The organism is Micromonospora sp. NPDC049139 (assembly GCF_055586845.1).
On sequence record NZ_JBVJHK010000027.1, the window covers coordinates 21,725 to 44,784 of the forward strand.

24 protein-coding genes and 1 pseudogene are annotated in these 23,060 nt (G+C 68.7%); 13 read left to right on the forward strand and 12 right to left on the reverse strand.

Going from position 1 to position 23,060, the window contains the following annotated elements; genetic code table 11:
* Positions 1–17 precede the first annotated feature (17 nt).
* From ACZ6Q9_RS30685 to ACZ6Q9_RS30705, 5 genes are read left to right on the forward strand one after another with little or no spacing between them, the layout of a single operon-like run.
* The gene (locus ACZ6Q9_RS30685) at positions 18–1,526 is read left to right on the forward strand and encodes an ABC transporter substrate-binding protein (RefSeq protein WP_393269698.1); all 1,509 of its coding nucleotides are present in this window, start codon (positions 18–20) and stop codon (positions 1,524–1,526) included.
* Entirely contained in the window at positions 1,523–2,452 is a 930-nt protein-coding gene (locus ACZ6Q9_RS30690) for an ABC transporter permease (RefSeq protein WP_396830734.1), read from the forward strand. The genes ACZ6Q9_RS30685 and ACZ6Q9_RS30690 overlap by 4 nt, the downstream gene beginning before the upstream one ends.
* The gene (locus ACZ6Q9_RS30695; RefSeq protein ID WP_396830733.1) at positions 2,449–3,249 is read left to right on the forward strand and encodes an ABC transporter permease subunit; all 801 of its coding nucleotides are present in this window, start codon (positions 2,449–2,451) and stop codon (positions 3,247–3,249) included. Before ACZ6Q9_RS30690 ends, ACZ6Q9_RS30695 begins: the two co-directional genes overlap by 4 nt.
* Positions 3,246–4,637, forward strand: a complete 1,392-nt coding sequence (locus tag ACZ6Q9_RS30700; RefSeq protein WP_396830732.1) for an ABC transporter ATP-binding protein — start codon at positions 3,246–3,248, stop codon at positions 4,635–4,637. The genes ACZ6Q9_RS30695 and ACZ6Q9_RS30700 overlap by 4 nt, the downstream gene beginning before the upstream one ends.
* The gene (locus ACZ6Q9_RS30705) at positions 4,624–5,568 is read left to right on the forward strand and encodes an NAD(P)/FAD-dependent oxidoreductase (protein ID WP_396830731.1); all 945 of its coding nucleotides are present in this window, start codon (positions 4,624–4,626) and stop codon (positions 5,566–5,568) included. The genes ACZ6Q9_RS30700 and ACZ6Q9_RS30705 overlap by 14 nt, the downstream gene beginning before the upstream one ends.
* A 94-nt stretch (positions 5,569–5,662) precedes the next feature.
* Here ACZ6Q9_RS30705 and ACZ6Q9_RS30710 read toward each other — a convergent pair whose 3' ends face one another.
* The gene (locus ACZ6Q9_RS30710) at positions 5,663–6,391 is read right to left on the reverse strand and encodes a methyltransferase domain-containing protein (RefSeq protein ID WP_396830730.1); all 729 of its coding nucleotides are present in this window, start codon (positions 6,389–6,391) and stop codon (positions 5,663–5,665) included.
* A gap of 18 nt (positions 6,392–6,409) precedes the next feature.
* Here ACZ6Q9_RS30710 and ACZ6Q9_RS30715 point away from each other — a divergent pair, with 18 nt between their 5' ends.
* Positions 6,410–6,664 (forward strand): hypothetical protein, encoded by a 255-nt coding sequence (locus ACZ6Q9_RS30715; protein WP_396830729.1) that lies wholly within the window; start codon positions 6,410–6,412, stop codon positions 6,662–6,664.
* Positions 6,665–7,156: 492 nt separating this feature from the next.
* On the opposite strand, the gene ACZ6Q9_RS30720 is transcribed toward ACZ6Q9_RS30715, so the two are convergent.
* A complete protein-coding gene (locus ACZ6Q9_RS30720; protein ID WP_396830728.1) occupies positions 7,157–7,873 on the reverse strand; it encodes a hypothetical protein in 717 nt (238 codons plus the stop codon).
* A gap of 255 nt (positions 7,874–8,128) precedes the next feature.
* Between ACZ6Q9_RS30720 and ACZ6Q9_RS30725 the strand changes: the two genes are divergently transcribed.
* Entirely contained in the window at positions 8,129–8,707 is a 579-nt protein-coding gene (locus ACZ6Q9_RS30725; protein WP_396830726.1) for a hypothetical protein, read from the forward strand.
* 454 nt (positions 8,708–9,161) lie between these two features.
* Here the strand turns inward: ACZ6Q9_RS30725 and ACZ6Q9_RS30730 are convergent, their stop codons facing one another.
* The 3 genes from ACZ6Q9_RS30730 to ACZ6Q9_RS30740 are packed head-to-tail and all read right to left on the reverse strand — an operon-like array spanning position 9,162 to position 11,356.
* The gene (locus ACZ6Q9_RS30730) at positions 9,162–10,019 is read right to left on the reverse strand and encodes an ABC transporter ATP-binding protein (protein WP_396830724.1); all 858 of its coding nucleotides are present in this window, start codon (positions 10,017–10,019) and stop codon (positions 9,162–9,164) included.
* The gene (locus ACZ6Q9_RS30735; RefSeq protein WP_396830722.1) at positions 10,016–10,702 is read right to left on the reverse strand and encodes a FadR/GntR family transcriptional regulator; all 687 of its coding nucleotides are present in this window, start codon (positions 10,700–10,702) and stop codon (positions 10,016–10,018) included. Before ACZ6Q9_RS30735 ends, ACZ6Q9_RS30730 begins: the two co-directional genes overlap by 4 nt.
* A 12-nt stretch (positions 10,703–10,714) precedes the next feature.
* A complete protein-coding gene (locus ACZ6Q9_RS30740; RefSeq protein WP_396830720.1) occupies positions 10,715–11,356 on the reverse strand; it encodes an NAD-dependent epimerase/dehydratase family protein in 642 nt (213 codons plus the stop codon).
* Positions 11,357–11,616: 260 nt separating this feature from the next.
* Here ACZ6Q9_RS30740 and ACZ6Q9_RS30745 point away from each other — a divergent pair, with 260 nt between their 5' ends.
* From ACZ6Q9_RS30745 to ACZ6Q9_RS30760, 4 genes are read left to right on the forward strand one after another with little or no spacing between them, the layout of a single operon-like run.
* The gene (locus ACZ6Q9_RS30745; RefSeq protein WP_396830752.1) at positions 11,617–13,326 is read left to right on the forward strand and encodes a 2-isopropylmalate synthase; all 1,710 of its coding nucleotides are present in this window, start codon (positions 11,617–11,619) and stop codon (positions 13,324–13,326) included.
* A 6-nt stretch (positions 13,327–13,332) separates the two neighbouring features.
* Positions 13,333–13,596 (forward strand): hypothetical protein, encoded by a 264-nt coding sequence (locus ACZ6Q9_RS30750; protein ID WP_396830719.1) that lies wholly within the window; start codon positions 13,333–13,335, stop codon positions 13,594–13,596.
* Between the two features lie 32 nt (positions 13,597–13,628).
* Positions 13,629–13,928, forward strand: coding sequence for a transposase (locus ACZ6Q9_RS30755; RefSeq protein WP_396830717.1), 300 nt, complete (start codon positions 13,629–13,631; stop codon positions 13,926–13,928).
* Positions 13,925–14,815, forward strand: a complete 891-nt coding sequence (locus tag ACZ6Q9_RS30760; protein ID WP_396830716.1) for an IS3 family transposase — start codon at positions 13,925–13,927, stop codon at positions 14,813–14,815. Before ACZ6Q9_RS30755 ends, ACZ6Q9_RS30760 begins: the two co-directional genes overlap by 4 nt.
* A 46-nt stretch (positions 14,816–14,861) precedes the next feature.
* Here the strand turns inward: ACZ6Q9_RS30760 and ACZ6Q9_RS30765 are convergent, their stop codons facing one another.
* On the reverse strand, positions 14,862–15,959 hold the full coding sequence (locus ACZ6Q9_RS30765; protein WP_396830714.1) for a helix-turn-helix domain-containing protein: 1,098 nt from the start codon (positions 15,957–15,959) through the stop codon (positions 14,862–14,864).
* Between the two features lie 329 nt (positions 15,960–16,288).
* Entirely contained in the window at positions 16,289–16,591 is a 303-nt protein-coding gene (locus tag ACZ6Q9_RS30770; protein ID WP_396830713.1) for a plasmid mobilization protein, read from the reverse strand.
* Between the two features lie 210 nt (positions 16,592–16,801).
* On the opposite strand from ACZ6Q9_RS30770, the gene ACZ6Q9_RS30775 reads away from it, so the two are divergent.
* The gene (locus tag ACZ6Q9_RS30775) at positions 16,802–17,737 is read left to right on the forward strand and encodes a methyltransferase domain-containing protein (RefSeq protein WP_396830712.1); all 936 of its coding nucleotides are present in this window, start codon (positions 16,802–16,804) and stop codon (positions 17,735–17,737) included.
* 93 nt (positions 17,738–17,830) lie between these two features.
* Here the strand turns inward: ACZ6Q9_RS30775 and ACZ6Q9_RS30780 are convergent, their stop codons facing one another.
* From ACZ6Q9_RS30780 to ACZ6Q9_RS30795, 4 genes and pseudogenes are all read right to left on the reverse strand, one after another.
* Positions 17,831–18,442 (reverse strand): ankyrin repeat domain-containing protein, encoded by a 612-nt coding sequence (locus ACZ6Q9_RS30780; protein WP_396830751.1) that lies wholly within the window; start codon positions 18,440–18,442, stop codon positions 17,831–17,833.
* Between the two features lie 310 nt (positions 18,443–18,752).
* A pseudogene (locus ACZ6Q9_RS30785) lies at positions 18,753–18,965 on the reverse strand (hypothetical protein); the annotation flags it as partial.
* 651 nt (positions 18,966–19,616) lie between these two features.
* Entirely contained in the window at positions 19,617–20,828 is a 1,212-nt protein-coding gene (locus ACZ6Q9_RS30790; RefSeq protein WP_466021456.1) for a peptidoglycan DD-metalloendopeptidase family protein, read from the reverse strand.
* Between the two features lie 364 nt (positions 20,829–21,192).
* Complete coding sequence (locus tag ACZ6Q9_RS30795; protein WP_396830708.1) at positions 21,193–21,834, reverse strand: hypothetical protein; 642 nt, start codon at positions 21,832–21,834, stop codon at positions 21,193–21,195.
* Positions 21,835–21,974: 140 nt separating this feature from the next.
* Between ACZ6Q9_RS30795 and ACZ6Q9_RS30800 the strand changes: the two genes are divergently transcribed.
* The gene (locus tag ACZ6Q9_RS30800) at positions 21,975–22,241 is read left to right on the forward strand and encodes an MmyB family transcriptional regulator (protein ID WP_466021457.1); all 267 of its coding nucleotides are present in this window, start codon (positions 21,975–21,977) and stop codon (positions 22,239–22,241) included.
* 176 nt (positions 22,242–22,417) lie between these two features.
* On the opposite strand, the gene ACZ6Q9_RS30805 is transcribed toward ACZ6Q9_RS30800, so the two are convergent.
* A complete protein-coding gene (locus tag ACZ6Q9_RS30805) occupies positions 22,418–23,014 on the reverse strand; it encodes a LuxR C-terminal-related transcriptional regulator (protein WP_396830749.1) in 597 nt (198 codons plus the stop codon).
* Positions 23,015–23,060 lie beyond the last annotated feature (46 nt).

A 23,060-nucleotide genomic window follows, 5' to 3' on the forward strand; every position in this document is an offset into this window, starting at 1 on the left:
CGCGACAGAAGGCACCCATGAGAACCCGTATCACCCTGACCCTCGTCGCCCTGCTCGGCGCCGCGTCGCTGACCGCATGCGGCGATTCCGAGCAGGCCACCGCGACACCCCCGGACACCCTGCGATACGTGACGGTCGGGTCACCGGCCACCGCGAGCAACGACCCCCACGGCGGGCTCGGCAACGAATCCGACGCGGTGCGGTTCGCGCTGATGTACGACGTGCTCACCGGACAGGGCCCCGACGGACGCACCCAGCCGAGACTGGCGGAGTCGTGGAAACCGGACAGGAGCCTCACGAAGTGGCAGTTCGCCCTGCGCCGCGACGCCACCTTCTCCGACGGGAGGCCCGTGCGGGCCGCGGACGTGCTCTACTCGCTGCGCCGCATCGACCGTAAGGCGGCGGAGAACTACGGCCGGCTGGCCGCTTTCGATCTCGCCGCCTCGCGGGTGGTCGACGACCACACCGTGGAAGTCGTCAGCCGCAAGCCGTTCGCCGAGGTGCCGCGAGCCCTGGAATCCATGACGTTCATCGTCCCGGAGGGCAGCGACGACTTCACCGCCGCGGTACCCGGGTCGGGGCCGTTCACACTGGTCAGCAACGACGCGCAGAGCGCCGTGCTGGAACGCCGCGACGGCTGGTGGGGCACCGCGCCGTCGTTGCGGCGTATCGAGGTCCGGGCGGTCGCCGACCCGCAGGCCCGCGCTCAGGCCGTGCTGTCCGGGCAGGCCGACGTGGCCGCGAGCATCGCGCCGGCGGCGGCGCGACAGGCCGAGGGCCGCACCGACCTGAGCCTGGTCCGCCGGCCGGCGGTCACCATGTACCCGTTCGTGATGCGTACCGACCGCAAACCGTTCGACGACCCCCGTGTCCGCGAGGCGTTCAAGCTGGCCGCCGACCGGCCGGCGCTGGTGCAGGCCACATTCCTCGGGTACGGCCAACCACAGGACGACCTGCTCGCCCCGGCGGATCCGTCCGCGCCGCAAGGGCTGACCCCGCGTACCCGTGATGTGGCCAAGGCACGGCAGTTTCTCACCGATGCGGGCCAGGGCGACGGGCTGACCGTCACGCTGCACACCACGACGTCCTATCCGGGGATGGACACCGCCGCAACACTTTTCGCCTCGCAACTGAAGGAAATCGGTGTCACCGCTGAGGTGAAGATGACCCCGCCGGACACCTACTTCACCACGGTGTGGGGCCAGCAGGACTTCTACACCGGTTACTTCGGCGGTATCCCCTTCTTCGACGTGGCACGGGTGTCGCTGATCTCGGGCTCGCCGACGAACGAGACGGCGTGGAAGCGGCCGGAGTTCGACGCGGCGCTGGACAAGGCCCTGGGCGAGCCGGACGAGGGCGTGCGCAACCGCGTGCTCGGCACATTGCAACAGCAGGTTCGCGACGAGGGCGGGTACGTGGTGTGGGGCACCGGCGACGGCCTGGACCTGACCCGTTCCGGAGTGCAGGGTCTGCCCACCGGCGCCGGCTTCGGACGGCTCTTCATCGATCAGGTACGGCTGCCATGATGATCCTGCGGGCCCTGGTCCGCGCCGTACTGTTGCTGTTCGGCGTCTCGGTGATGGTGTTCGCCGCCACCGAGGCGCTGCCCGGCGACGCCGCCGAGGCCCGCACAGCGGGGCGGGCCACCGCGGCGCAGCTGGCCGAGATGCGGGCCGCCACCAGCTTGGACGCCGCAGTGTGGCGGCGTTACCTGGAGTGGGCCGCTGGCCTGCTTCGCGGGGACGCGGGCGTCTCGTTGATCTCGGGCCGGCCGGTGGCGGACGTGATCGGTCAGCGACTGCCCGCGACAGCCGCGCTGGCCGGTGCCGCACTCCTGGTGACCGTGCCGCTGATGCTGGCGTGGGCCTGGCCCGCCGGTGCGGGCTCGCCGGCCGGCCGGTTGGTCGCCGCCGTCGTGACAGCCACCGCCGCCGTCCCGCAGGTGGTCGTCGCCGCGGCGCTGACCGCTGTGTTCGCCGGGATGCTGGCCTGGTTCCCGCCGATCTCGCTGCTGCCGGCCGACGGGCGCCCACCGGGGCTGTCGGTGCTGGCGCTGCCGACGCTGAGCCTCGCTCTGCCGGCGGCCGCCTACGGGGCGATGCTGCTACGCGGGCTCGTTGCTGACATCGTGGCACGGCCGTACGTGCGTGATGCCCGGCTGCGCGGCCTTCCCGGATGGCGGATCGCCGCTGTCTACGTCGGACCGTTCCTGGTCGCACCGGCTCTGCGGGTCCTGGCCGTCGTCGCGGGTGGTCTGATCGCTGCCACCGCGGTGGTGGAGGTCATGTTCGGCTATGCGGGGCTGGGTGAGCTGCTGGTCGGCGCGGTCGCTAACCGCGACGTCCCGGTGGTGCAGGCCGGTGCGATGCTCGCCGCGGTGGCCGTGGTCCTCGGGATGCTGGCAGCGGATCTCGTCACCGTACGGACCGATCCCCGGCGGGCGATGACATGAGCATCGTGACGGGCGGCCGGCTCGGTTTCGTGACGTTCGCCGGTACCGTCCTGGGTCTCGCCCTGTTCGGCAGCCTGCTGGCGCCGCACGACCCCACCGCACCGCTGGGTGCGCCGTGGTCGCCGTCCGGCGGCGGAAACCTGCTGGGTACTGATGCCCTGGGCCGTGATGTGCTGTCCCGGGTGCTGGCCGGAGGTCGCCATCTGACCCTCACCGCCGGGGCGGCAGCACTGGTGGCGGCAGCGATCGGCATCGCCGGCGGACTGCTGGCGGGGTGGCACGACGGGCCCCTGTCGCGGCTGCTGCACGCGGCAGCGGATCTGCTTCTCGCCGTACCCCTGCTGTTGATCGCCCTGGTTTTCGCCGTCACCCTGCCCGGCGCCGTGGCGGTGATCGCCGCGACCGTCTGCGGCGGGGCCCCGCTGACGCTGCGTATCGTCGGCGACGCGGTGCGGCAGGTGCGCCATGCCGGCTTCGTCGACGCCGCACTGGGCCGCGGGGAGTCCGGCCCGAGGATCCTGGGCCGGGAGATCCTCCCGGCGGTGGCCGCGCTGGCCGGTTCGGAGATCGGCGCCCGTTTCGTGGTGGCACTGCAACTGGCCGCCGCTCTCAGCCTGTTCGGGCTGGGGCCTGCTCCCCCGGCCCCGGATTGGTCCGCCATGATCCGGGAAAACGTGAGCGGCGCGGCCCTGAGCCCCGCCGCGCTGATCGCCCCCGCCACAGCTTTGGCAGTGCTCAGCCTGACCGTCGCCGTCGTCGGCAATGCCGCCGCCCGCCACGCCCGGCGGCCGCTGTGACGCGGGATGGCGGACTGGAGGTCAGCGGCCTGCGCGTCACCGGCCGCGGTGGCCGGACCGTAGGCATCTCCCCTGATCTGCACGCCGCGCCCGGCGAGGTGGTGGCACTGACCGGCCCATCCGGAGCGGGAAAGACGGTGTGGCTGGCCGCCGTCCTGGATGCCCTCGAACCGCCGTTGCGCCGCTGCGCCGGCATCGTACGGTGGCAGGGAGAAATCATCGCGCCGGGCGATGCGGCACGTCGGTGGCGCCGCCGGCATACGGGGATCCTCGTCCAGGACGCCGCACAGTCGTTGCATCCGCTGCTGACAGCTGTCGCGTCGGTGGCCGAGACCGGGGTGGACACCAGTCGGGCGGCCATAACACTCGAACAGGTCGGCATCGACGCGTCCCTGCACGCCCGGCGGGTGCACCAGCTCTCCGGCGGGCAGACGCAACGCGTCGCCCTGGCCCGGGCGCTCGCGGCCCGGCCGCCCCTGCTGATCCTCGACGAGCCGACCAGCGCGCTGGACAGCGCAGCTGCCCAGCTGGTGGCCGCCGCGGTCCGCGCCCGCCGCGGCGATCCGCGCTTCGTCACCCTGCTGGTCTCGCACGACAGGGACTTCGTCGCCACGGTCGCCGACCACGTCGTGGTGTTCGGGACGGCGCCATCAGCGTCGCCACCGGTACCGTCCCGCCGTCCCGCGGCAGGCGCCACGGTGCTCCGCGTCCACCATCTCCGCCTGGATCGTCCGGGTGGGCAGACTCCTCTGCTGCAAGCTGTCGATCTGACCGTCGACGCGGGCGAATGCGTCGCCGTGCTCGGTCCCTCGGGATCCGGAAAGACCACCCTGCTGCGCTCACTCGCGGGACTGCACCCCGTGACGGCCGGCCACGCGGAGCTGGCCGGAACCCGCCTGCCGTGGCCCGTCCGGCACCGTCCCTCCGCCCTGTTGCAAGCCGTCCAGTACGTCGGTCAGCATCCCGCCGACACGCTCAACCCCGCCCACCGCATCGCCACCGCCGTCGGCCGGCCGCTGCGTACCTTCCGGACCACCGACCGAGCCGGGCGCCTCGCCACCGTGAACGCCCTGCTCACCCGAGTCGGCCTCGACCCTGCGGTGGCGGGCCGCCGCCCCGGTGGGCTGTCCGGCGGACAGCGCCAACGGGTGGCGCTCGCCCGCGCCCTGGCGGCACAGCCCCGGTTGCTGCTCGCCGACGAGATCACCGCGGCCCTGGACCCGGCCTCCACGACGACAGTGCTGGATCTGCTCGGCGAGATGCGTCACGACGGGCTCGCCGTGCTGATCGCCACCCACGATCCCGCGGTCGCCGACCGCGCCGACCGTGTCCTGACGATCCACGACCACGCCCTGCACCCACTGGAAGGAAGCCATGACCGACCCTAGAAACGAGTACGACGTCATCGTCGTCGGCGCCGGCGCGGCCGGCCTCAGCGCCGCGCAGGTGCTCGGCCGCCAGCAGCGCCGCACCCTGGTTCTCGACGGAGGGCCACCGCGCAACAGCCCCGCCGACGGCATCCACATGTTCCTCAGCCGCGACGGGTTCCCGCCGCTGGAACTGCTGGAGGCCGGCCGGCGTGAGCTGCATCCGTACCCCGGCGTCGAAGTCGTGACCGCTCGGGCCGCCGAGGCTGTCGGGAACATCGACGACTTCACCCTGACGTTGGACAACGGCGACCGGCACCGCGCTCGCCGTCTGCTCCTGGCCACCGGTCAGGTGGACCGGCCCTGGGCTGTCCCGGGCTTGCCGGAGCGTTTCGGGCGCAGCGTCATGCACTGCCCTTTCTGCCACGGCTGGGAGGCACGAGGCAAGAGCATCGTCGTGTTCGGCCGTGAGCCCGCTGAAGTGATGCTCGCCGCCTACCTCGCCGATCGGTACAGCAAGGAAGTCACCGTGGTGACGAACGGCCCGCACACGCTGCCCGAACCTGTTCTCGGCAATCTGCGCGGGCTGGGCATTCCCGTGACCCAGGAGCCGGTCACGGAACTCACCGGCGAACTGGACGATCTCACCGTCCAGTTCGCTGACGGCAGCAGTACGCGATGTCAGGTGGCGTTTCACCGCGCACCCGTCGAACAGCAGACGTCGCTGGCGGTGCAGCTCGGTGCCGAGCTTCTTCCCGACGGCTACGTGCGGGTCGACGAGTTCGCCCGGACCACCGTCGCGGGTGTGTCCGCCGCCGGCGACCTCGCCCGGCTCCCGGCCCTGCCCGACGGATTGACCCTGGTGAGCCAGGCTGCCGCCGACGGGGTCCGGGCCGCCGTCTGGCTGGAACAGGGTTTGTTCCGGGCGGCCCTTCCGGTGCCGCTCGGCTGACGGGTAGCGGTCGGTTCCCTTCGGTTCGGGAGCCGACCGCCCCCCAATCGGATTCGGCCGGTCGGACCGGGGTCGCGTCCGGCATCGTTGCTGGTCAGTCGGTGACGCGGGCCGCACGGTAGACGCCCAGCCCGCACGGCTGCGCGGCGAGGCCCACCTCGGCCAGTTCGGCGAGCAGCGTCTGTTCGTCAAGGACGTACCACCGGTAGGTGGCCGCCGCCTCGCTGACAAGGTCACCCTTCTGGTCGCGAACGCCGTAGCGCATGTGCCACGCGACGGCTTCGGGGCCGTCCGGCTCGGCACGCCCCCCGCCCTCGTAGGTGCAGGAGCCGATCCGCACAGCGGCGAAGTCCGCATCCGGGATCGCCTCCACACGCGCGGGTGCTTGCAGGTTCACCACCAAGGGGACCTCCGGACCCATCCGGTCGCCCAGCCGGCGCCACAATTGCCGGCGGTCGTCCGGGCTCAGGTGGCCGATCATGTTCATCGCGAGGACCCCGCCGATCGCGTCGGGCAACTGCGCCGTCTCGGTGCGCTGCGCGATGACGGAAACGTGTTCCGCCAACACCGGATCGTCGGCCAGCCGGGCGAGCAGCACTGCGCGCTGGACCAGGGACGGCTCGACGGCCAGAACGAATGCCGAGGGTGCCAGTTCGGCCAGCAGCAGCGTCCCCCGTCCGCTGCCCGCGCCGAGGTCGATTAGAGGGCCGACCGCCGAATCGATACCCCGTAGGGCCCTGGTGACCGGTTCGCGCAACGCCGCCCAGGCGTCGCGGCTGAGGATGTCGAGGAACTCACCGGAAGTGCTGTACTCGTCCGCCACAGCCCAACCTTATCGAAAATGAATATCGATTCGCATGTTAGATTCGGCCAGCCGAGCCCACCGCCGCCATGCCGCCGGAGGCCGTCGGCCCTGCCGGCCGAAATCCGCCCACGACCCATTGTCATCATCGTCGGCGTCCTGGCAGGCACGGCCGCCAGCGTGCTGACATGGCTGGCAGGCCACAAACCATCAGCCGCCATCGTGGTAGGCGGCGGCTGCTTCATCACCGTGGTCACCTGCCTGATGACGGTGGCCGGCTTCCTCACCGGGTGACGGCACTCGGCCTGCTGCGGCCCTCTGGTGGTACCCCGCAGGGCGCCACCAGAGGGCCAGTACCGTCCGAGACGCTGGCCGTGACGGACGCGCGTCGCCGAGCACCCGGGATGCCTATCTGCGGCAGTACCCAGACGGGGCGCGGGCACCGACCAAACCGGGTGGACCGGCGGGAGCATGGTCACCCGGTGCGAGAGATAGAGGAAGACAAGCCGGAGGTCCCGGACGACGACCATCAGGCCGATGACCAGTCCAGAGTTTCGTGATGGGGACGGTGACGGAGTGATGCGGTCGGCGTGGACCAGGTGGGCACGGGCGGTAGAGCATCAGCGAGTGCTGGCCCGCCGGCCTCGGGAGTCCGTGGGAGTGAGCTCCTACGAGTACGTGCGCTTCGACAGCGATTCGGCCGCGACTGATCCGCTGTTGCGGATGCACTGGCAGCTCCGGATCAGGCATCCATACTTGCTTGCCGTGGCAGGGCGGCCCTTCCGTTCACTCGAGTAGTGCCTGTGTGACGGCGAGGCGGTCATGGTCGGGAAGGGCAGCGAATCGGGTGAGCACGTCACGAGCGACCAGGTGCGGGAGCACTCGGTCGCTCGCCGACGCACTCAGCAGCCGGCTGCAGAGAGGCAGGGGGTCGGGGGCTGCCTCGCTGTCAACGTCATCGCAGTCGTACAGGGCGCGGCGGGTCGCCGCGAGCAGTTGGGCCACGGATTCGCCGCGTGCGTCGAGGTCGTGGATGGTTTGGGCGAGGAGTATGGCTGCGAGCCGACTGGCTGCGGCCGGTGTGTTGGCGGCGGTAGCGGCACCCGCAACGGCGGAGTAGAGCCACTGCCCAACCGGTGCGGTACCGTTACGCTCCGCCTCGGACAGCAGGCGCCGATACAGGGCTATTGCACGGTGTTCGTCGGCCCATGCTGCCGCGCGGGCTATGACGGCCGCGACGGCTCCAGGCATCCATCTCTCGTCCTCTGCGAGTTCCAGCAACCTTCCTTCGTCCAGGGGCAGGTCGCCTACGCGTCCCTTGATCATGCAGCGCACGGTCGTTTCGCGGCGGAAGATTGCTATGGTCTGCCTCTCGGCGAGGTAGTCGATCAGCGCTGGGGTTGAGAATGCGGGCAACCCGCTGTGGCGGGCGATGGCCCGAAGGACTGGATCGTCAACCCAGACCGGGATGTCGCGTGCGTGTGCGAGGTCTATGACCGACATCCAAGCGCCGAACTCGGGACGGTCAAAGTCCTCCGCGACCCGCAGGTCCGGGCATCACTTGGAAGCGACCGCATCAGCGACCTACGCATTACGAGATCAAGTTGACCGTCATGGCGACCTGGGCGTATGGGGTCCAACAGCGGAATTGATTCGCGACATCTCACACTTCTCTGTTGCTGTCCGTCGGCCTCTTGCGGACTGGATGCGGACCGGTGACGAGGACGGCGCTGGGCAGGTCGGCCCTATGCTTTCGGCATGGCAACAGAGCATGGGTTCATCGACCTAGATCAGAGAGAGGGTGATCCTGCCGGATCGGACGAGAGTCCGGGTGAGCGCATGCCGTCCAGACAACGTGTGGCGCTGTACCTCGTCGGTACCTTCGCTCTCGGTGTGGCGCTTGGCGGTGTCGGTGTTGCCAAGTTCCAGGAACGCCGCGAACAACAGGCACAGTCGGCCACGGTCGCGGTCAACGCCATGGCCGGCCCAACCAGCGGGGGCACCGGACGCGACGGGAATGCCAAGGTGGACGCCCAGCTCACGGTGGTAAATGCTGGCTCCATACCGGTCATGGTTCGTTTCGTTGGAGCTCAGGAGACGGGCGTGCTGGTACGCGACACCGGCCAGTCACTGTTGTTGGTCCCAGGCAGCACAGGCGGGATAGACGTCCGGCTGATGGTTGATTGCCGCATGGCCAGCCCGAATCCTCTGCCGATGCGCTTCTCAGTGCAGACCCCCGAACAGCGAACCGCCGAACTCACCATGCCGGTTGAAGTAAGCGCTTGGCGCGAGCGCGTCGACGCACTATGTAACGCCTCGCCTGCCGCGACGGGGTGACAGGCTGTCTCCAGGAAGCGGATCTCCTCGTCGGGCAGTCGCCAGACCGTCCAGCCTCCCCGGACGGGGACAAGGTGGAGCGCCCTACCGGACGAACCTTGGCCCCGTCCGGGGAAAGTGACCTGACGCAGCGGCGAGTGTGATCAAGTGCCGTACCGCGTGGTCACGCATCGGTCGTGCCGTCGAGCATGATCGGGAGTCACCACGCGGTACGGCGTTCGCTGACGATCCGCTGACTCTGGAACGACGCGCTGCGGGCGCCCGAGGACGGCCGAAGGCCGCCCGCAGGGCAGTCCGCAGGCGCGGTTGCCCAGGCCTACCTGACCTTCTGATCCGTAGATTCCCAAGAGCATGTCTAGGTGTTGCGGGCCAAGACGTTGTTGACATCCAATCTTGGTGGCGTGCGTGTGCGGGGCCCGCCCGTGAGTTCTTCAGCGCCTCTGTGGCCTACGGCTCAAGTCGAGTAAGCCTGGGTCTTAGCTCTTGCGACCGGGTACTTCCCGTCGGCTGAACTCGCTCGCGCGAACCATCGCCTTCCGTGCTGGCCGACCTGAATGGGGTAGGTGAAGGCGAGCGACACGTACTCGGTGGTGAGGACGTCTGCTGCTGGACCGGACCTGACGATGCGTCCATCGTTGAGTAGGACGGCGTGTGAGGTGCTCGGCGGAAGCTCCTCGAGGTGGTGGGTGACCAGGATCGAGGCGAGTTCGGGGTGAGTATGTTCGAGCGCTGCGATGGTCGCCAACAGCTGCTCGCGCGCAGCCACGTCGAGACCGGTGGTCGGCTCGTCGAGGAGGAGCAGATCGGGCTCGCAGATAAGTGCGCGGGCGATCAGGGCGCGGCCGCGTTCACCCTGCGACAACGTCGGCCACTTTGCCTCGTACTTCCCGGCCAGGCCGATCTGCTCGATCAGGGCATCGGCGGCGCGGACCTGAGAGGGTGTGGGCTGCCAGCGCAGCGGTAGCTCGATCGAGCCGGTCAGTCCGGTCAGCACCACCTCACGCAGCGCAAGCGGAGAGGTCAGCGGGTGTCGTGGATTGACATGACCGATGGAACGGCGCAGTGCTTGTAGCTCAACACGCCCGAGCCGGTAGCCAAGGACGTCGACCGTCCCGGAGGTGGGATGCGTGAGCGCACCGCAGAATCCCAGGATCGTGCTCTTGCCAGCACCGTTAGGGCCGATCAGCGCCCAGTGCTCACCCGGATGTACGGTGAAGCTGACCGAGTCGAGGATGGTCTGCTCGCCGCGCCGGAACGTGACCTCGGCGAGCTCGATGACGGGCCGTGCGTGGGCGACGCTGCCGTTGGTCACGCCAGGGCCGCCTTTAGTGAGGTGAGGTGGGTACGGCTGAGCTGGGCGGCCATGGCTGACTCGCGGTCGATGATGGCCTTCACGAGTTCGGCATGTGCCTCCTGGTCGTTCCCAGACGCGTCGGAGTCGCACGGGGTGCCGGCTGGCTGCAGGTTGAGCATGTCGATCATCGCCCGGCGGACCCGTGGCACGAACCCGTCGAAGAGTTCCAGCAGGACGTTGTTGTGGGCCGCGGCCACGACGGTGCGGTGCAGTGCCATGTCGGCATCGACGTACTTCTCAGCGCTCTGCCCTGCTGTGACGCGTTGCGCGAGGGCCCGTCGCATTGCTCGTATGTCCGATGCGGTACGCCGCTGAGCCGCGAGCGATGCCGCCTCGGTTTCGATGGCGATGCGGCCCTCGATGACCGCGGCGATGTCTGCTTGTCGTAGTACCAGGTCCCAGTCCTCGTTGACGTCGAGCGCCGTGACGAACACCCCTGCACCCTGCCGGGTCTCGAGAACGCCACGCCCGGCCAGTTGTCGGATCGCCTCGCGAACCGTCGATCGGCCGACGCCGAGCTGGGGGCCCAGCGTCGTCTCGCCGGGGAGCTTCGCGCCGAGGTGCCACTCGCCCGCGCGGATCCGCTCGAGAAGGAGTTGCGCAGCCTGGTCAGCCAATGAGGTTCGCTGTACCTGCTCCATGAGCCGTCCCTCTCAGTCCGAGGTGGCGGTGTCGTCGGTGATCGTGTGGATCCCGCTGGGCCGATCCAGCGCGGCGACCGTGCGCTCCGCGGCGGCATCGATATGGATGCGGGGGCCGGCGGGCGGGGCGTCGGGATAGAACGTCTCAGGTCCGTAGAACTGGCCGTAGCGCAGTACGACGCCACCGAAGCCGAGAATGGCGTCCTCGAGCGCCCGGACGGCCTCAGCGCCGTTGCCGGGTGGCAGCTCCCAGGCAACGCTCTGCGCGAGGAGTCGCCCGCAATCCGCGGCAGTGGCTGCAGCGATGAGGTTGTGTGTCCCCTCGATGCGAATGCGTGCGTTGTCTGCCCGTCGAGCCGGAAGCTCCTCGGTGGTGTCAGGCAGGTCGGTGAGCTCATGGAGGACCAGGTCGGGTCGGAAGCCCTTCACCGCGGTCGTGAGCGCGGCGACGTCGTAGACATCGCACACCACGGGCTCTGCACCGAGCTCCTGGACCAGCGCCGCCTTCGACGCGGTGCGGGTCATCCCGGCCACGGTGTGGCCGGCCCGGGTGAGCAGAGGCAGCAAGCGCGATCCGATCACGCCGGTCGCCCCGGCGACGAACACTCGAAGTGCTGGAACGTTGGACGAAACAGTCGCTGGCTCGTCATTCATGATGAGAACTCTACCTGTCTACTTGTCTGAGGAGTTGTGCTAGCGTGCCTGGGTGCTGATCCAGCAGGTGCTTCTCCTTCGCTGCCACGGCGGGGCCTCGTCGAACCGGCTTCCCACCGTGGAGTCGAGACGTGCGCCGGTTCATCTCCCAGCCTCGATGAGAAGGAACCGCCAGCATGTCCAGCTTTCCCACGATCGCCACGCCCTCAGGTCCTGTTCCGGATGCCGCTCCCGCCTGGAACCGCCAGCGGGAATCGCAGATGCCGTCGTACCGTTACCGCGACGTCTACGCACGCGTCGAGATCCCCCTCACCGAACGTGACTGGCCCAGCCGCCGCCTGACCAAGGCTCCGTTGTGGGTGCCGGTCGACCTGCGTGATGGCAACCAGGCACTGCCCGAGCCTATGGATCCTGGGCGCAAGCGCCGGTTCTTCGAGCTGATGGTGGCGATGGGCTACAAGGAGATCGAGGTCGGCTATCCGTCGGCGTCCCAGACGGACTTCGACTTCGTGCGCCTCATCGCGGAGTCCGACATCGCGCCTGAGGACATCACCATCGTGGTCTTCACGCCGGCCCGTCGCGACCTGATCGAGCGAACGGTGGACTCGATCCGCGGCATCCCGAACCAGGTCGTGATCCACATGTACACCGCCACCGCCCCGACCTGGCGCGATGTCGTGCTCGGTCACCCGGCCGACGAACTGAAGGAGCTCATCCTCCGTGGCGGTCGCGACGTCCTGGCACTCACCGACGGCATGCTGAACGTGAGATTCGAGTTCTCGCCCGAGGTCTTCAATCTCACCGAGCCCGACTACGTCCTCGACATCTGCGACGCGATGACGACGCTGTGGGACGCGACGCCCGGACGGCCGGTGATCCTCAACCTGCCGGCGACCGTCGAAGTCGCGAGTCCGAACGTGTATGCCGATCAGATCGAGTACATGCACAAGAATCTCTCCCGCCGCGACAGCGTGATCCTCTCGGTCCACCCGCACAACGACCGCGGCACCGGCATCGCATGCGCGGAGCTTGCGGTGCTGGCCGGCGCGCAACGTGTCGAAGGCTGCATCTTCGGCAACGGGGAGCGCACCGGCAACGTCGACATCGCGACCCTGGCGCTGAACCTCCATGCGCAGGGCATCGACCCGATGGTCGACTTCTCCGACATCGACGAGATCCGCCGTACCGTCGAGCACTGCAACCAACTCGAAGTGCACCCCCGCCACCCCTACGTCGGCGACCTCGTGCACACCGCCTTCAGCGGCACCCACCAAGACGCCATCAGGAAGGGCTTCGCCGAGCACCGGGACCGGGCCGCGGCCGAGAACCGCACGGAGCGAGAAATCGAGTGGCGAGTGCCCTACCTGCCGATCGACCCCGCTGACATCGGACGCAACTACGACGCGGTCATCCGCGTCAACTCCCAGTCCGGCAAAGGCGGCATCGCCTACCTCCTCGAAGCCGAGTACGGCATCGAGCTGCCCCGCCGTCTCCAGATCGACTTCGCACGCCGGGTGCAGGAATGCGCCGACACCACAGGTCTCGAGATCGACCCGCCACAGCTGCTCAAGCTCTTCGAATCTGCCTACCTGACTCCCGACACCGATGACATCGAGCTGATCGACCTCGAATCCGGGAGCCACGATGGCACGAGCCGCACGGATATCCGCCTGCGCATCGACGGAGTGGAGCACAGCGGCAGCTACGACGTCGGCCCTGTCGAAGCCACCGCCCGGTTGCTCGAGGAGCAGCACATCGGCGTCGAGATCCTCTCCCTGCACCAGTCCTCGCTCACATCCGGGAACGACAGCGACGCGCTGACCCTCATCGAATACCGCAACAGCGGCGGCACTCACTGGGCCGCCGGGCGAGACCGGTCCGTGTTGACCGCCAGCGTGCGCGCGGTGCTCAGCGCCGCGCTCGCCACCGCCGGCACCCTTACGACCTCGTGCACGGTTGCGGATCTTTAAGTATCGATGATCGTTGTTCCTGGCATGGTTGGTGCTGCGATCATGATGAATCGTCGGATGACGGGGCTGTCCCGGCTGGTGATCGAGGGCCTGGTTGTGGAGCTGGCGCCGCGCTGGCAGGCCCGGCACCGCGATCGGCTTGCCGCGCGGGCGCGTCGGCGCGGGATTGGCGCTGGGGCGAAACACCGGTTCGCGTTCAGGGATCGCCTGTTGGCCACGCTGGTGCATCTACGGCACGGGTTGACCCATGACGTGCCGTTCCCCTCGTAGCGTGGAGGTCAGAGCTTGAGGGATAGAGGTTCATGGCTGAGACGAGACGGCAGTTCGATCCGGAGTTCCGGGCGGGTGCGGTGCGCATTGTGCGGGAGACGGGTAAGTCGATCGCGCAGGTCGCCCGTGACCTGGGGATCAACAGCGGGACTCTGGCGAACTGGGTGAAGAGGGACCGCGAGACTCGCGGTGAGGCCGCGGCCGGGCAACTGGCCGAGAATGAGCGGGCGGAGCTGGCCCGGTTGCGGCGGGAGAACGCCGAGCTGGCGATGGAGCGTGATGTCCTCAAGCGATCCGTGGTCCTGTGGGTCAAGGAAGCGACGGGCCGGTGAGCGTGGCCGCCTTCATCGCTTCCCAGAGGACCGAGCATTCCGTGCCGCACGCGCTGGCCTGCCGGGCGTTGGGGGTGTCCGAGTCGTGGTTCTACAAATGGCGTGACCGGCCGCCAACCCGCCGCGATGATCGGCGTGCCCGGCTGGCAGCCGAGGTCAGGAAGGTCTTCGACGACTCGGGCGGCACCTACGGCAGCCCACGCGTCGGTATCGAGCTGCGCGAGCAGGGCTGGCGGGTCTCGGACAACACGATCGCGCAGCTCATGGCCGAGTTCGGCCTGACCGCCCGTGTCAAGCGCCGCCGGCGGGGCCTGACCCGCCAGGGCACACGGCCGGCCGCGCCGGACCTGGTCAAGCGGGTGTTCACCGCGCCGGCGCCGAATGTCGCCTGGTGCGGCGACATGACCGAGATCCGCACCGACGAGGGCAAGCTCTACCTGGCCACCGTCATCGACCTGTACTCCCGTCGCATCCTCGGCTACGCGATGGGCGCCCACCACAACGCCGAGCTGGTCGTCGCAGCGCTGAACATGGCCGCCGTCACCCGCGGCGGCAGCGTCGAAGGGGTGATCTTCTACAGCGACAGGGGCAGCGAATTCGCCTCGGCCGACTTCGCCCAAGCCTGCGCCCGATGGAAGGTACGCCAATCGATGGGCCGGGTCGGGTCGTGCTTCGACAACGCCGTCGCCGAGGCCACCTTCTCCACCATCAAGGTCGAGTACGTACACCGTCGTCATTTCCGCACCCGCACCGAGGCCCGCCTGAAGATCGCTACCTGGATCACCGACTTCTACAACCGGCGCCGCCGACACTCCGTCTGCGACTGGCGCTCACCCGCCGACTACGAACGATCAGAAACCCGCGTCCTGGAGGCCCGGGCCGCATAACGACGCCCTCCACGATTCCAGGGGATTGACACGTGCGTCGACCGGCTCACGGCGCGATCTCCAGGTCGTCGTCCTGCGGTAGATCCGCCTCGGCGATGTGACCATGCATCAACTCCAGAGCCCTGGCCCGGGTGATTCGCCTGTTCCGCAACGCTTCCATCACGGCCTTTGCGTAGGCGGGCGATACCCGTACCGATGCAAGGTCGGGCTGCGGTGCCCAGCCCAACGCCTCCATGAACTCCACGTGGGTCGGCCGAACCTGGCTCCAGGCCCTACGCGTCTCTGGGTCGATGGTCCCTGCCTGCTCAGCCTGCCGCAACGCCAGCAACCAAGAGGTACGGTATCGAGCCGCATAGCTCACGATCTGGTCCCGGCTCACCGTCCCGCGGGCTCCGGCTGCGGCAATCGCTTGCACGGGCAGCAGCAGTTCCGCGGCGAAGGCGTCAATCACCGCCTCCCGTTCTGCACGCGAGGCACTCACGCCGAGGTCGGCGGAATACTCATCACCAATGATGAGATGCCCCAACTCATGTGCAGCGGTAGCCCGCCGGCGGCCAGGATCGCCCGTAGTGCTCACGACAGCAACGGCGATGTCGCCCTCGATGAGCGATGCGCCGTCGCCTGGCAGGTCGGTAACCAGAACCCACTGACCTGCGCGCTCACAGACGTCCATGATGCTGCCGATCGGTTCATCGCCGAGCCCGAACCGCTGTCGCAACCACCAGGCTGTCTGACGCGCATCATCCTCGGATGCCACCGGGTGCGGGTAGCGAAGCAGCGGACGGGTACGCAATACGCCAAGGTCCAGCAACTGCTGGACATTGCGCAGCCACTCAACCATGGCGATTTCGAGGCGTTCCGACGACCGTGCTGCCTCAGTGTCGGTTTCCTCGGTCAGCGGCGCCGCCCGTCGGGACAACACCGCTGGCGGCGGCTGAATCAAGTACTCCATCGACACCTTCAGTGCCCTGGAAAGCCGAGCCAACTCCAAGCCGTCCAAACGGCGGCTGCCAGCCTCAACCTTGGCCAGCATGGTGCGGTCTAGCCCCACCATCGCCGCGAGATCCTGCTGCGAGATCCCCAACGACAGGCGGGCTTGTCGTACCTGCTCACCGACAAGGGGCCAGTCCCAGCCATCAGCCATGGTGCGATAATCGCACACTCAGCGCCGGAATGGGTCAACACACGGAAGTTCAGGGTTCGCGCATCCAAGTCTGGGGGTCGGTGAGCACCGTCTCGCCCTTCTCCCGCAACATGACCAGACACTGATCCCGGTCCAGATCCACTGGCCTCAACGCCAACGCCCCACCCCGACGGCACGCCGTCTCAATGTGCAACCGCAGCAGCAGAACTCCTCGACGTCGTGATCGAGGCCGGCGGACAGATCCTCATGGAGTTCTTCGTCGGCCGATCACCGCGCCCGAATGGGCCCGACGGGGCATGCCGGGACGGCCTACGGGATGTCGTTCCGGCTCAGTCGGCCCCGGACCCGGCCGGCGTGCCGCGCAGCTCGGCCGCGGCCTGGTTGACCGCGGCCCGGGCGGCGAACAGGTCCCGCTGCAGCGCCGCCAGCTCGGCCCGGGTGCCGGTGTCGACCTCGCCCGTGGCGTTCACGCCCCGCACTGCCGCCAGCGCCGCCTCCCAGACGTACCCGGTCGTGGTCAGCCCCGCCCGTGTCGCCGTAGCGGCCAGCTCGGCGTACTCGTCGCCGGTAAAGCGCACGTGCGTGCGGTGGTCTCGGCCTGGAAACGAGTACCGGCGAGACCGTGCTGTCACCTGCGGGATTGTGCCCGGCCGCCCGGCGCCGCCCCGCACCCTCGACCGCGACCAGGCCGTAGTCGCGCTCGATGACTCGCACCGCGGCCATTGCCCGCGCGTAGTCCTGTCGAGGGTGAGGGATCGGCCTGCTTGCCTGGAGCCAGGCTGTGTCTGGTTTCATCCCGTGTCGCACTGACACAGCACGCGGTAGGTCGTGAGGATGTAGGCATGAGTTCATCGCAGCCTCTCGCCGACCCTGAGTCCGAGCCGGACACGACCGCAGGCGGGCCGATGAATACTGCTGGCGTGGGGTCCAGGCCCCCATCGCCGGACTCCCCCGGGTCTACCCCGGATCACCGCTACCTGCTCGACAACGCCCGCGTGGAGGCGGGCGAGCGGTTCACCTGGCTGGCCGAGCTGTTCGACGGTGTCACACGGGGGCACTTCGACCGGCTCGGAGTAGAGGCGGGCTGGCGCTGCTGGGAAGTCGGCGCCGGCGGCCCCAGCATTCCCGAGGCACTCGCCACGGCCGTCGGACCAACCGGTTACGTGCTGGCCACGGACATCAATCCGGCCTGGTTGGACCCGCACGGCGGGTACGAGGTGCTCCGGCACGACATCGTCGGGGACCCGCCGCCGCAGCCAGGCACGTTCGACCTGGTACACGCCCGGCTCGTGCTCGTCCACGTGCCCGACCGTGCCCGTGCGTTGGCGACGATGGTGGCGGCGCTGCGGCCCGGCGGCTGGCTATTGGTCGAGGACGCCGACACCGAGCTGCAGCCGCTAGCCTGCCTCGATGAGGTTGGCCCGGCACAGCAGCGCGCCAACCGGCTGCGGCGCGCCATCCGGGAGTTGATGACCCGCCGCGGCGCCGACCTGCGCTACGGCCGTACGCTGCCGCGGGCGTTGCGTGCGGCCGGCCTGGTCGATGTCACGGCGGCCGGCTGCTTCCCGGTCGGCGGGGTAGCCTGCGACCGGCTGGAGACCGCGACGGTGCGCATGGTCCGCGCCGAGTTGCTCGCCGCAGGGCTGGCCAACGACGCCGAGATCGACGCGCACCTGGCCGCCATCGATGCCGGCGAGCTCGACCTCACCCTCGCGCCGTTGATCTCAGCATCGGGACGCCGCCCAGGCCAAGCAGTCTGCCTGAAGTTCTGCATGTAACTGGGTAGCAGCATGGAGCGGCCGGCCGGCCTCCACACCAGCGTGATCACAACTCCAGACGGGACCTAGCGGCCGAGCTGTCGGTTGATCTCATCAAGCACGTCGATGATTTCCAGCCTGCTGGTGCCGGTCGGCATGATGTGGGTGGTGCCGTAGGCGAGTTCCACCCAAGGCCGAGCGTACGGCGGCGAGTTCGTCTGCGGTGGCGTCCAGTTGATGCCAGGATGCGTTGGCCGCTGGGACGGCCTGGTCGCGCAGCCGCATGGTGATGATCCGTGCCGTGTCGGCGTGCGTGCCCGTCAGAGTGTTCCATTCGTCGTCGCCAAGGTCGTCGAGGGCGATGTCGATGACGTTTGCCAGCAGGTGGAGCATCTGTGGGTCGCCGGTGAGTCGGACGACGGTCGGGACGGCCCGGACGACGGTGCGCGTGATCGGCACGTCGTCCAGGCCGACGTGGCGCTCCCCCAGCATGAACTGGACGTTCTGGCGCTGCCAGCCTTGGGCCAGTTGCAGCGCGGTCATGCCGTCGGCGCTGACGGCGTCTGTGGTAGCGCCGGCCAGTAGGAGGGCCGCGATGACCTGCTGTTCGTTGCGTTCGACCGCGTGCATCAACGCCGTTCGCCCCCGCGCGTCGCGGGTGTCCACGTCGGCGCCAGCCTGCAGGAGCACGTCCACTGCGGCGTGATCGCCGCGTCGGGCGGCCACGACGATCGCCGGTGTCGCGTCGGAACGCTGTTGGTTGGCGAGCGCCGTAGGCGAGGAGAAGGCGCAGCACTGCCGGTGCAACGGGTTGCATCACTGCGGTGATAACAGGTGCTTCCTCGCTCGGGCCTGGGGCCGCCCCCGCTTCCAACAGGACCCGTAGCGTCGCAAGAGCCGCAGGCGTCGGGTGGAACGCGATATGGGACAGGGCCTCGGTCAGGACGCTCGACCTGGTGGCGGGCTCCGCCGTGAGCGCCCCGTGGGCGGCGAGGAACTGCACCGCGTCCGCGTGCGCCTCGATCACGGCAACGCGCAGCGGCGACGCCCTGTAGGGATCGGCTGGACCGATGCAGGCGCCGGCATCCACCAGCAGGCGCACAATTTCCAGCCGGCCAGTGCGCGCAGCGTCGGCCAGCACCGACCCTCGGAACCGACCAACCGTCACGTTCGGGTCGGCGCCGTCGGCAAGGGCCTGCGGTTCAACTGAAGGTCCGACTGCTGTGAGTCGGGCGGCGCGTCGAACCACCAATCGCGTAGACGCACTGGCCGCAACGGACGCGATCTGAACCGCGCCGAGCAGGCTGGCTCAGCGGCGGATTCATGCACCATGGCGCGTGGTCTGAGGACGGGAAGGATCAGCGCGGGCCAAGACTTCCGTCGCCGTCCTATCCGCGACGATCAACTCATCCAGTTCGGTGCCCGCCATGACGGCAGGCTATCGCTACGCTGTGGCCGCAGCCTCTGCCTGTTGGACTGCCCGACTCGTCAGGCTGCCGGCGCGCCGGTCGTTCCGCGCGGACCGTCGGGGGCAGGACCTTGATGCCCAGGACGGTCTCGACCTCGGGCCCGGCATGTCGGGCCCTTCGTCCACGTGCCGATTGCGGCGAGCGTCGTCCACCACCACGGGCCTCTGTCAATCGCCAGCGCCATCCACGGCGGCCGCCAGACGCCGTACGAACCGGCGGCAGCCGGCGATCCAGCCGCGACCTCAACCGCTCGGTCTGCGGCATGTGAGGGCGTTGGTGTTGGGCCGTGGGTGCTGCCTCATCGCCGCAATGCGCTACGCGAGAACGGGTCTGGTGGTTAGGAGTTGAATAGCCGAGAGGCGCCTTGTCGGCGGGTCGGCCGGGGCACCGTGTCTGGTGCCTGGGCCGACCCGCCCTGGTGAGTGGTTACGTCACATGACGTGTATGAAGGTCGCCCAGCCGTGTCCGATCCTGACCGGGTTGGCGAGGCCGGCTCCGCTGTGCGGGTAGTACCAGAGGTTTCCGTTCGCGTCGACTCCCAGGACGTCGGCGGCACCGTCACCGCTCCAGTCCGCAGCCATGACGTGCTTGAAGGTCGCCCAACCGTGTCCGATCCTCACCGGGTTGGCGAGGCCGGCTCCGCTGTGCGGGTAGTACCAGAGGTTTCCGTTCGCGTCGACTCCCAGGACGTCGGCAGCACCGTCACCGCTCCAGTCCGCAGCCATAACATGCTTGAAGGTCGCCCAACCATGTCCGATCTGCGTGTAGCCAGACAGTTTGTAGCTGTTGTTCGGGTAGTACAGTAGCCTCCCTGAAGAATCGACTCCTAGGACGTCGGCAGCACCGTCACCGCTCCAGTCCGCAGCCATGACGTGCTTGAAGGTCGCCCAACCGTGTCCGATCCTGACCGGGTTGCCGAGGCCGGCTCCGCTGTGCGGGTAGTACCAGAAGTCACCGTTGGCAGCGACTCCCAGGACATCGGCGACACCGTCACCACTGAAGTCGGAAACCCGTTCGCCGTCAGCCCCGGGCAGGCCGGTGGAAAGGCGGTTCTGGCTCACGGGTGCGGTGCCGGTGGGATAGTTGGTGCCGGCCTCCACGGTATTGGGGATTTCGCGGCTGAGCTGAGAATCGCAGTAGACGACATTCCAGTGAAGATGTGGGCCGGTCACGTTTCCGGTGGCGCCGGACGCGCCGATATGCTGCCCCTGCGCCACCCATTGCCCCCTGTTGACGATGGTGGCGCTGAGATGGGCGTACTGAGAGCAACGGTTGTTGCCGTGGTCGATCAAGGCGATGATGCCTCCGCCGGTGCTCCACCCCTCGTAGTAGACGGTGCCGGCCGCCGAGGCGACAATCGGGGTGCCTTGCGGCATGGCGAAGTCAACGGCATGTCGATTATAGCCGTCGTTGTGAGAATAGCCGCTTCCAGGCGTCTGGGTAATGGTGTACGCATGTCCAGCCCGGTAAGGCAGCTTGAACGGTGCGCCAGTGCCGGCGAGTGCGGACTCCTGAGGAATCAGGATTCCGAGCACGGCGACAAGTGCAGCCAAGCTGACTGCGATATCGCGACGCAAATGGACCTCCTTGTCTCTACGATCGGCGCGGAATTTGGAATGTTGGCCTTGCAGCTGCACGCTCATGAGCCACGGACTTTCGGGCGCGATCTGGCCCAAAGGGTGTCCCAACGGGGCCGAGACTGTCAAGAACGCCAATGGCTCTCTGCGTAACGGCCTGTTGCCCCGCCATGGCCTGGGAAGGGCTTCCACGTCCAGCCCCGACGGTGGGTCGTGGAACGGACCTTTGGCCAGGTTCAGGCGCGTCGACGCGCAGGGTCGCCTCGCCGTCGATCGGCACCAGTGTTCCGGTGAACGCGCCCACGCCCTGCACCGGCACCAAACCACCGAGGCAGTAGCTGCGGCTGACCAGCCCGGTCCCCGCCATGAGGCCCGACCACCCACCGCCTACGGGATCCGCCACCGGCGGCACCCGTGTCCCGCCCCGGTGTCAGTCCAGCCAGTACCAGCCGTCGCCGAGCGACCAGCGCATCCGGCAGGGGTCCGCGAAGCAGTCGAAGCTCGTGTCACCCGGCGTCCCGGTGAGGTACGCGTAGCCGGCCGCGCCGTCTGGCGTGCCGACCCAGACCGGCAGGAGGACGCCCGTCGGCCCGCTGCCCTCGGTGCCGATCCGCACCGCCCGCCCCATGGACGACAGGTGCCGCAGATCCTTCGGCAGAACCTGGCCGTACCGGTCGCCGTACTCGGCCGTGACCTTGTCGGCGAGCCCGGCCGCGGTGCGGAAGTCATCCCGGTGGAGGCGGTAGAAGTTGTGGACGAAGACGGATGTCCAGTCGACGGCCACGATCGTCACCGGGGCCAGCAACCCAGGAACCAGCACCAGCGTCAGCGCCTTGACCGGCCCGACCCTGGGCCACAGGGCCACCAGGGCGATCCCGGTGACGGCCATCGCCAGCAGCCAGCCCAGCCCGGTGATGATCAGGCCGAGCAACCCCAGGTTGGCCAGTCGAAGGCCGAAGAGATGCAGCCCGGCGACGACTCCCCATGCCGCCACGACCCCGACCACCCAACCGGCGACGACACGGCCACGCGGGCGTACAGCTGTCGTGGTACCACCTGCGACGACGGGCATCCGCTCATGATGAAGGTGGGCCGCAACACGGCCCCGGTCTCCAGCCGGCGGTGGACCGCAGGCTGCCCGGTGGATCTGAACGAACTCACCGACGAGGTCGAGGCGGCGTGAAGCACCTTAAGAGGTGGCCCCGACCGCTCGTGACCCGCAGCGAGCAGTTCCGCACCTGGTGGGCCACCCACGACGTGCACATGCACCACACCGGCGTCAAAAGGCTGCGCCACCCACTCGTCGGGGAGATCACGCTGACCTTCAACGAGCTGGGCCTGCCCGGTGACCCGGGGCTGAGCATGAAGGCGTACACCGCCGAGCCGGGATCCGCCTCGGAGGAGAAGCTGCGGCTGCTTGCCAGCTGGTCGACGGCCAGCCCGGTGGAGCGCTTCCCCGCCGACGCCGAACAAAGCTGACTCGCCCCGCATTACGAGCCGAGCGTCCGGCACCGGCGCTGGGCAGATCCACCGCGCCTGGAACCACGGGCAAATTCCTTCGCGGGTACTTGGCGAGTGTTGGTCGAAGGCCGGGAAGCCTCATGCAGACGCTGAGGGATCAGGTGGTGAGCGTGTGGAGTGGCGAAGGAGCTGGGTTAGGCGGGGGCGATCAGGCCGTGCTCGTAGGCGGCGATGACGAGCTGGGCACGGTCGCGGGCGTGGAGCTTGGCGAGGAGGTTGCCGATGTGCGTCTTGACGGTCTTGATCGAGATGATGAGGGTGTCGGCGATGTCGTCGTTGGACAGGCCGCGTGCGACCAGGGTGAGCACTTCGGCCTCCCGCTTGGTGAGGATGTCGAGTCCCCGTGGCGAGGCAGCGGGGCGGCTGACGTAGTGCTCGATGAGGCGGGTCAGGATCGTGGGGGCGAACATGGATTCGCCGGCATGGGTGCGGCGGATCGCGTCGAGGAGCTGGTCGGGTCGGGCGTCTTTGAGGAGGAAGCCGCTGGCTCCGGCGCGGAGCGCGCCGTAGACGTACTCATCGAGCTCGAACATGCTCAGGACGAGCACTCGGCAGCCCGAGAGCGTGGCGTCTGCGGCGATGGTGCGGGTCGCCTCGATCCCGTCTCCGCCGGGCATGCGGATGTCCATCAGGATCACGTCGGGGCGCAGGTCGCGGGCCAGCGACACGGCCTCGTGCCCGGTGGCGGCTTCTCCGGCTATGGCGAGGTCGGGGGCTGCGCCCACGAGCAGGGCGAGGCTGTGTCGCAGGAGGGGCTGGTCGTCTGCGATGAGCACC

Excerpts from the sequence above, each read along its gene's own strand:
- ACZ6Q9_RS30725 (WP_396830726.1), top strand. The coding sequence starts at position 8,129 with ATGGCAACAGAGCATGGGTTCATCGACCTAGATCAGAGAGAGGGTGAT.
- ACZ6Q9_RS30740 (WP_396830720.1), bottom strand. The coding sequence starts at position 11,356 with ATGAATGACGAGCCAGCGACTGTTTCGTCCAACGTTCCAGCACTTCGA.
- ACZ6Q9_RS30735 (WP_396830722.1), bottom strand. The coding sequence starts at position 10,702 with ATGGAGCAGGTACAGCGAACCTCATTGGCTGACCAGGCTGCGCAACTC.
- ACZ6Q9_RS30715 (WP_396830729.1), top strand. The coding sequence starts at position 6,410 with ATGAATATCGATTCGCATGTTAGATTCGGCCAGCCGAGCCCACCGCCG.
- ACZ6Q9_RS30755 (WP_396830717.1), top strand. The coding sequence starts at position 13,629 with ATGGCTGAGACGAGACGGCAGTTCGATCCGGAGTTCCGGGCGGGTGCG.
- ACZ6Q9_RS30795 (WP_396830708.1), bottom strand. The coding sequence starts at position 21,834 with ATGCCCGTCGTCGCAGGTGGTACCACGACAGCTGTACGCCCGCGTGGC.
- ACZ6Q9_RS30705 (WP_396830731.1), top strand. The coding sequence starts at position 4,624 with ATGACCGACCCTAGAAACGAGTACGACGTCATCGTCGTCGGCGCCGGC.
- ACZ6Q9_RS30690 (WP_396830734.1), top strand. The coding sequence starts at position 1,523 with ATGATGATCCTGCGGGCCCTGGTCCGCGCCGTACTGTTGCTGTTCGGC.
- ACZ6Q9_RS30745 (WP_396830752.1), top strand. The coding sequence starts at position 11,617 with ATGCCGTCGTACCGTTACCGCGACGTCTACGCACGCGTCGAGATCCCC.
- ACZ6Q9_RS30775 (WP_396830712.1), top strand. The coding sequence starts at position 16,802 with ATGAGTTCATCGCAGCCTCTCGCCGACCCTGAGTCCGAGCCGGACACG.
- ACZ6Q9_RS30790 (WP_466021456.1), bottom strand. The coding sequence starts at position 20,828 with ATGAGCGTGCAGCTGCAAGGCCAACATTCCAAATTCCGCGCCGATCGT.
- ACZ6Q9_RS30695 (WP_396830733.1), top strand. The coding sequence starts at position 2,449 with ATGAGCATCGTGACGGGCGGCCGGCTCGGTTTCGTGACGTTCGCCGGT.
- ACZ6Q9_RS30750 (WP_396830719.1), top strand. The coding sequence starts at position 13,333 with ATGATCGTTGTTCCTGGCATGGTTGGTGCTGCGATCATGATGAATCGT.
- ACZ6Q9_RS30685 (WP_393269698.1), top strand. The coding sequence starts at position 18 with ATGAGAACCCGTATCACCCTGACCCTCGTCGCCCTGCTCGGCGCCGCG.
- ACZ6Q9_RS30765 (WP_396830714.1), bottom strand. The coding sequence starts at position 15,959 with ATGGCTGATGGCTGGGACTGGCCCCTTGTCGGTGAGCAGGTACGACAA.
- ACZ6Q9_RS30720 (WP_396830728.1), bottom strand. The coding sequence starts at position 7,873 with ATGTCGGTCATAGACCTCGCACACGCACGCGACATCCCGGTCTGGGTT.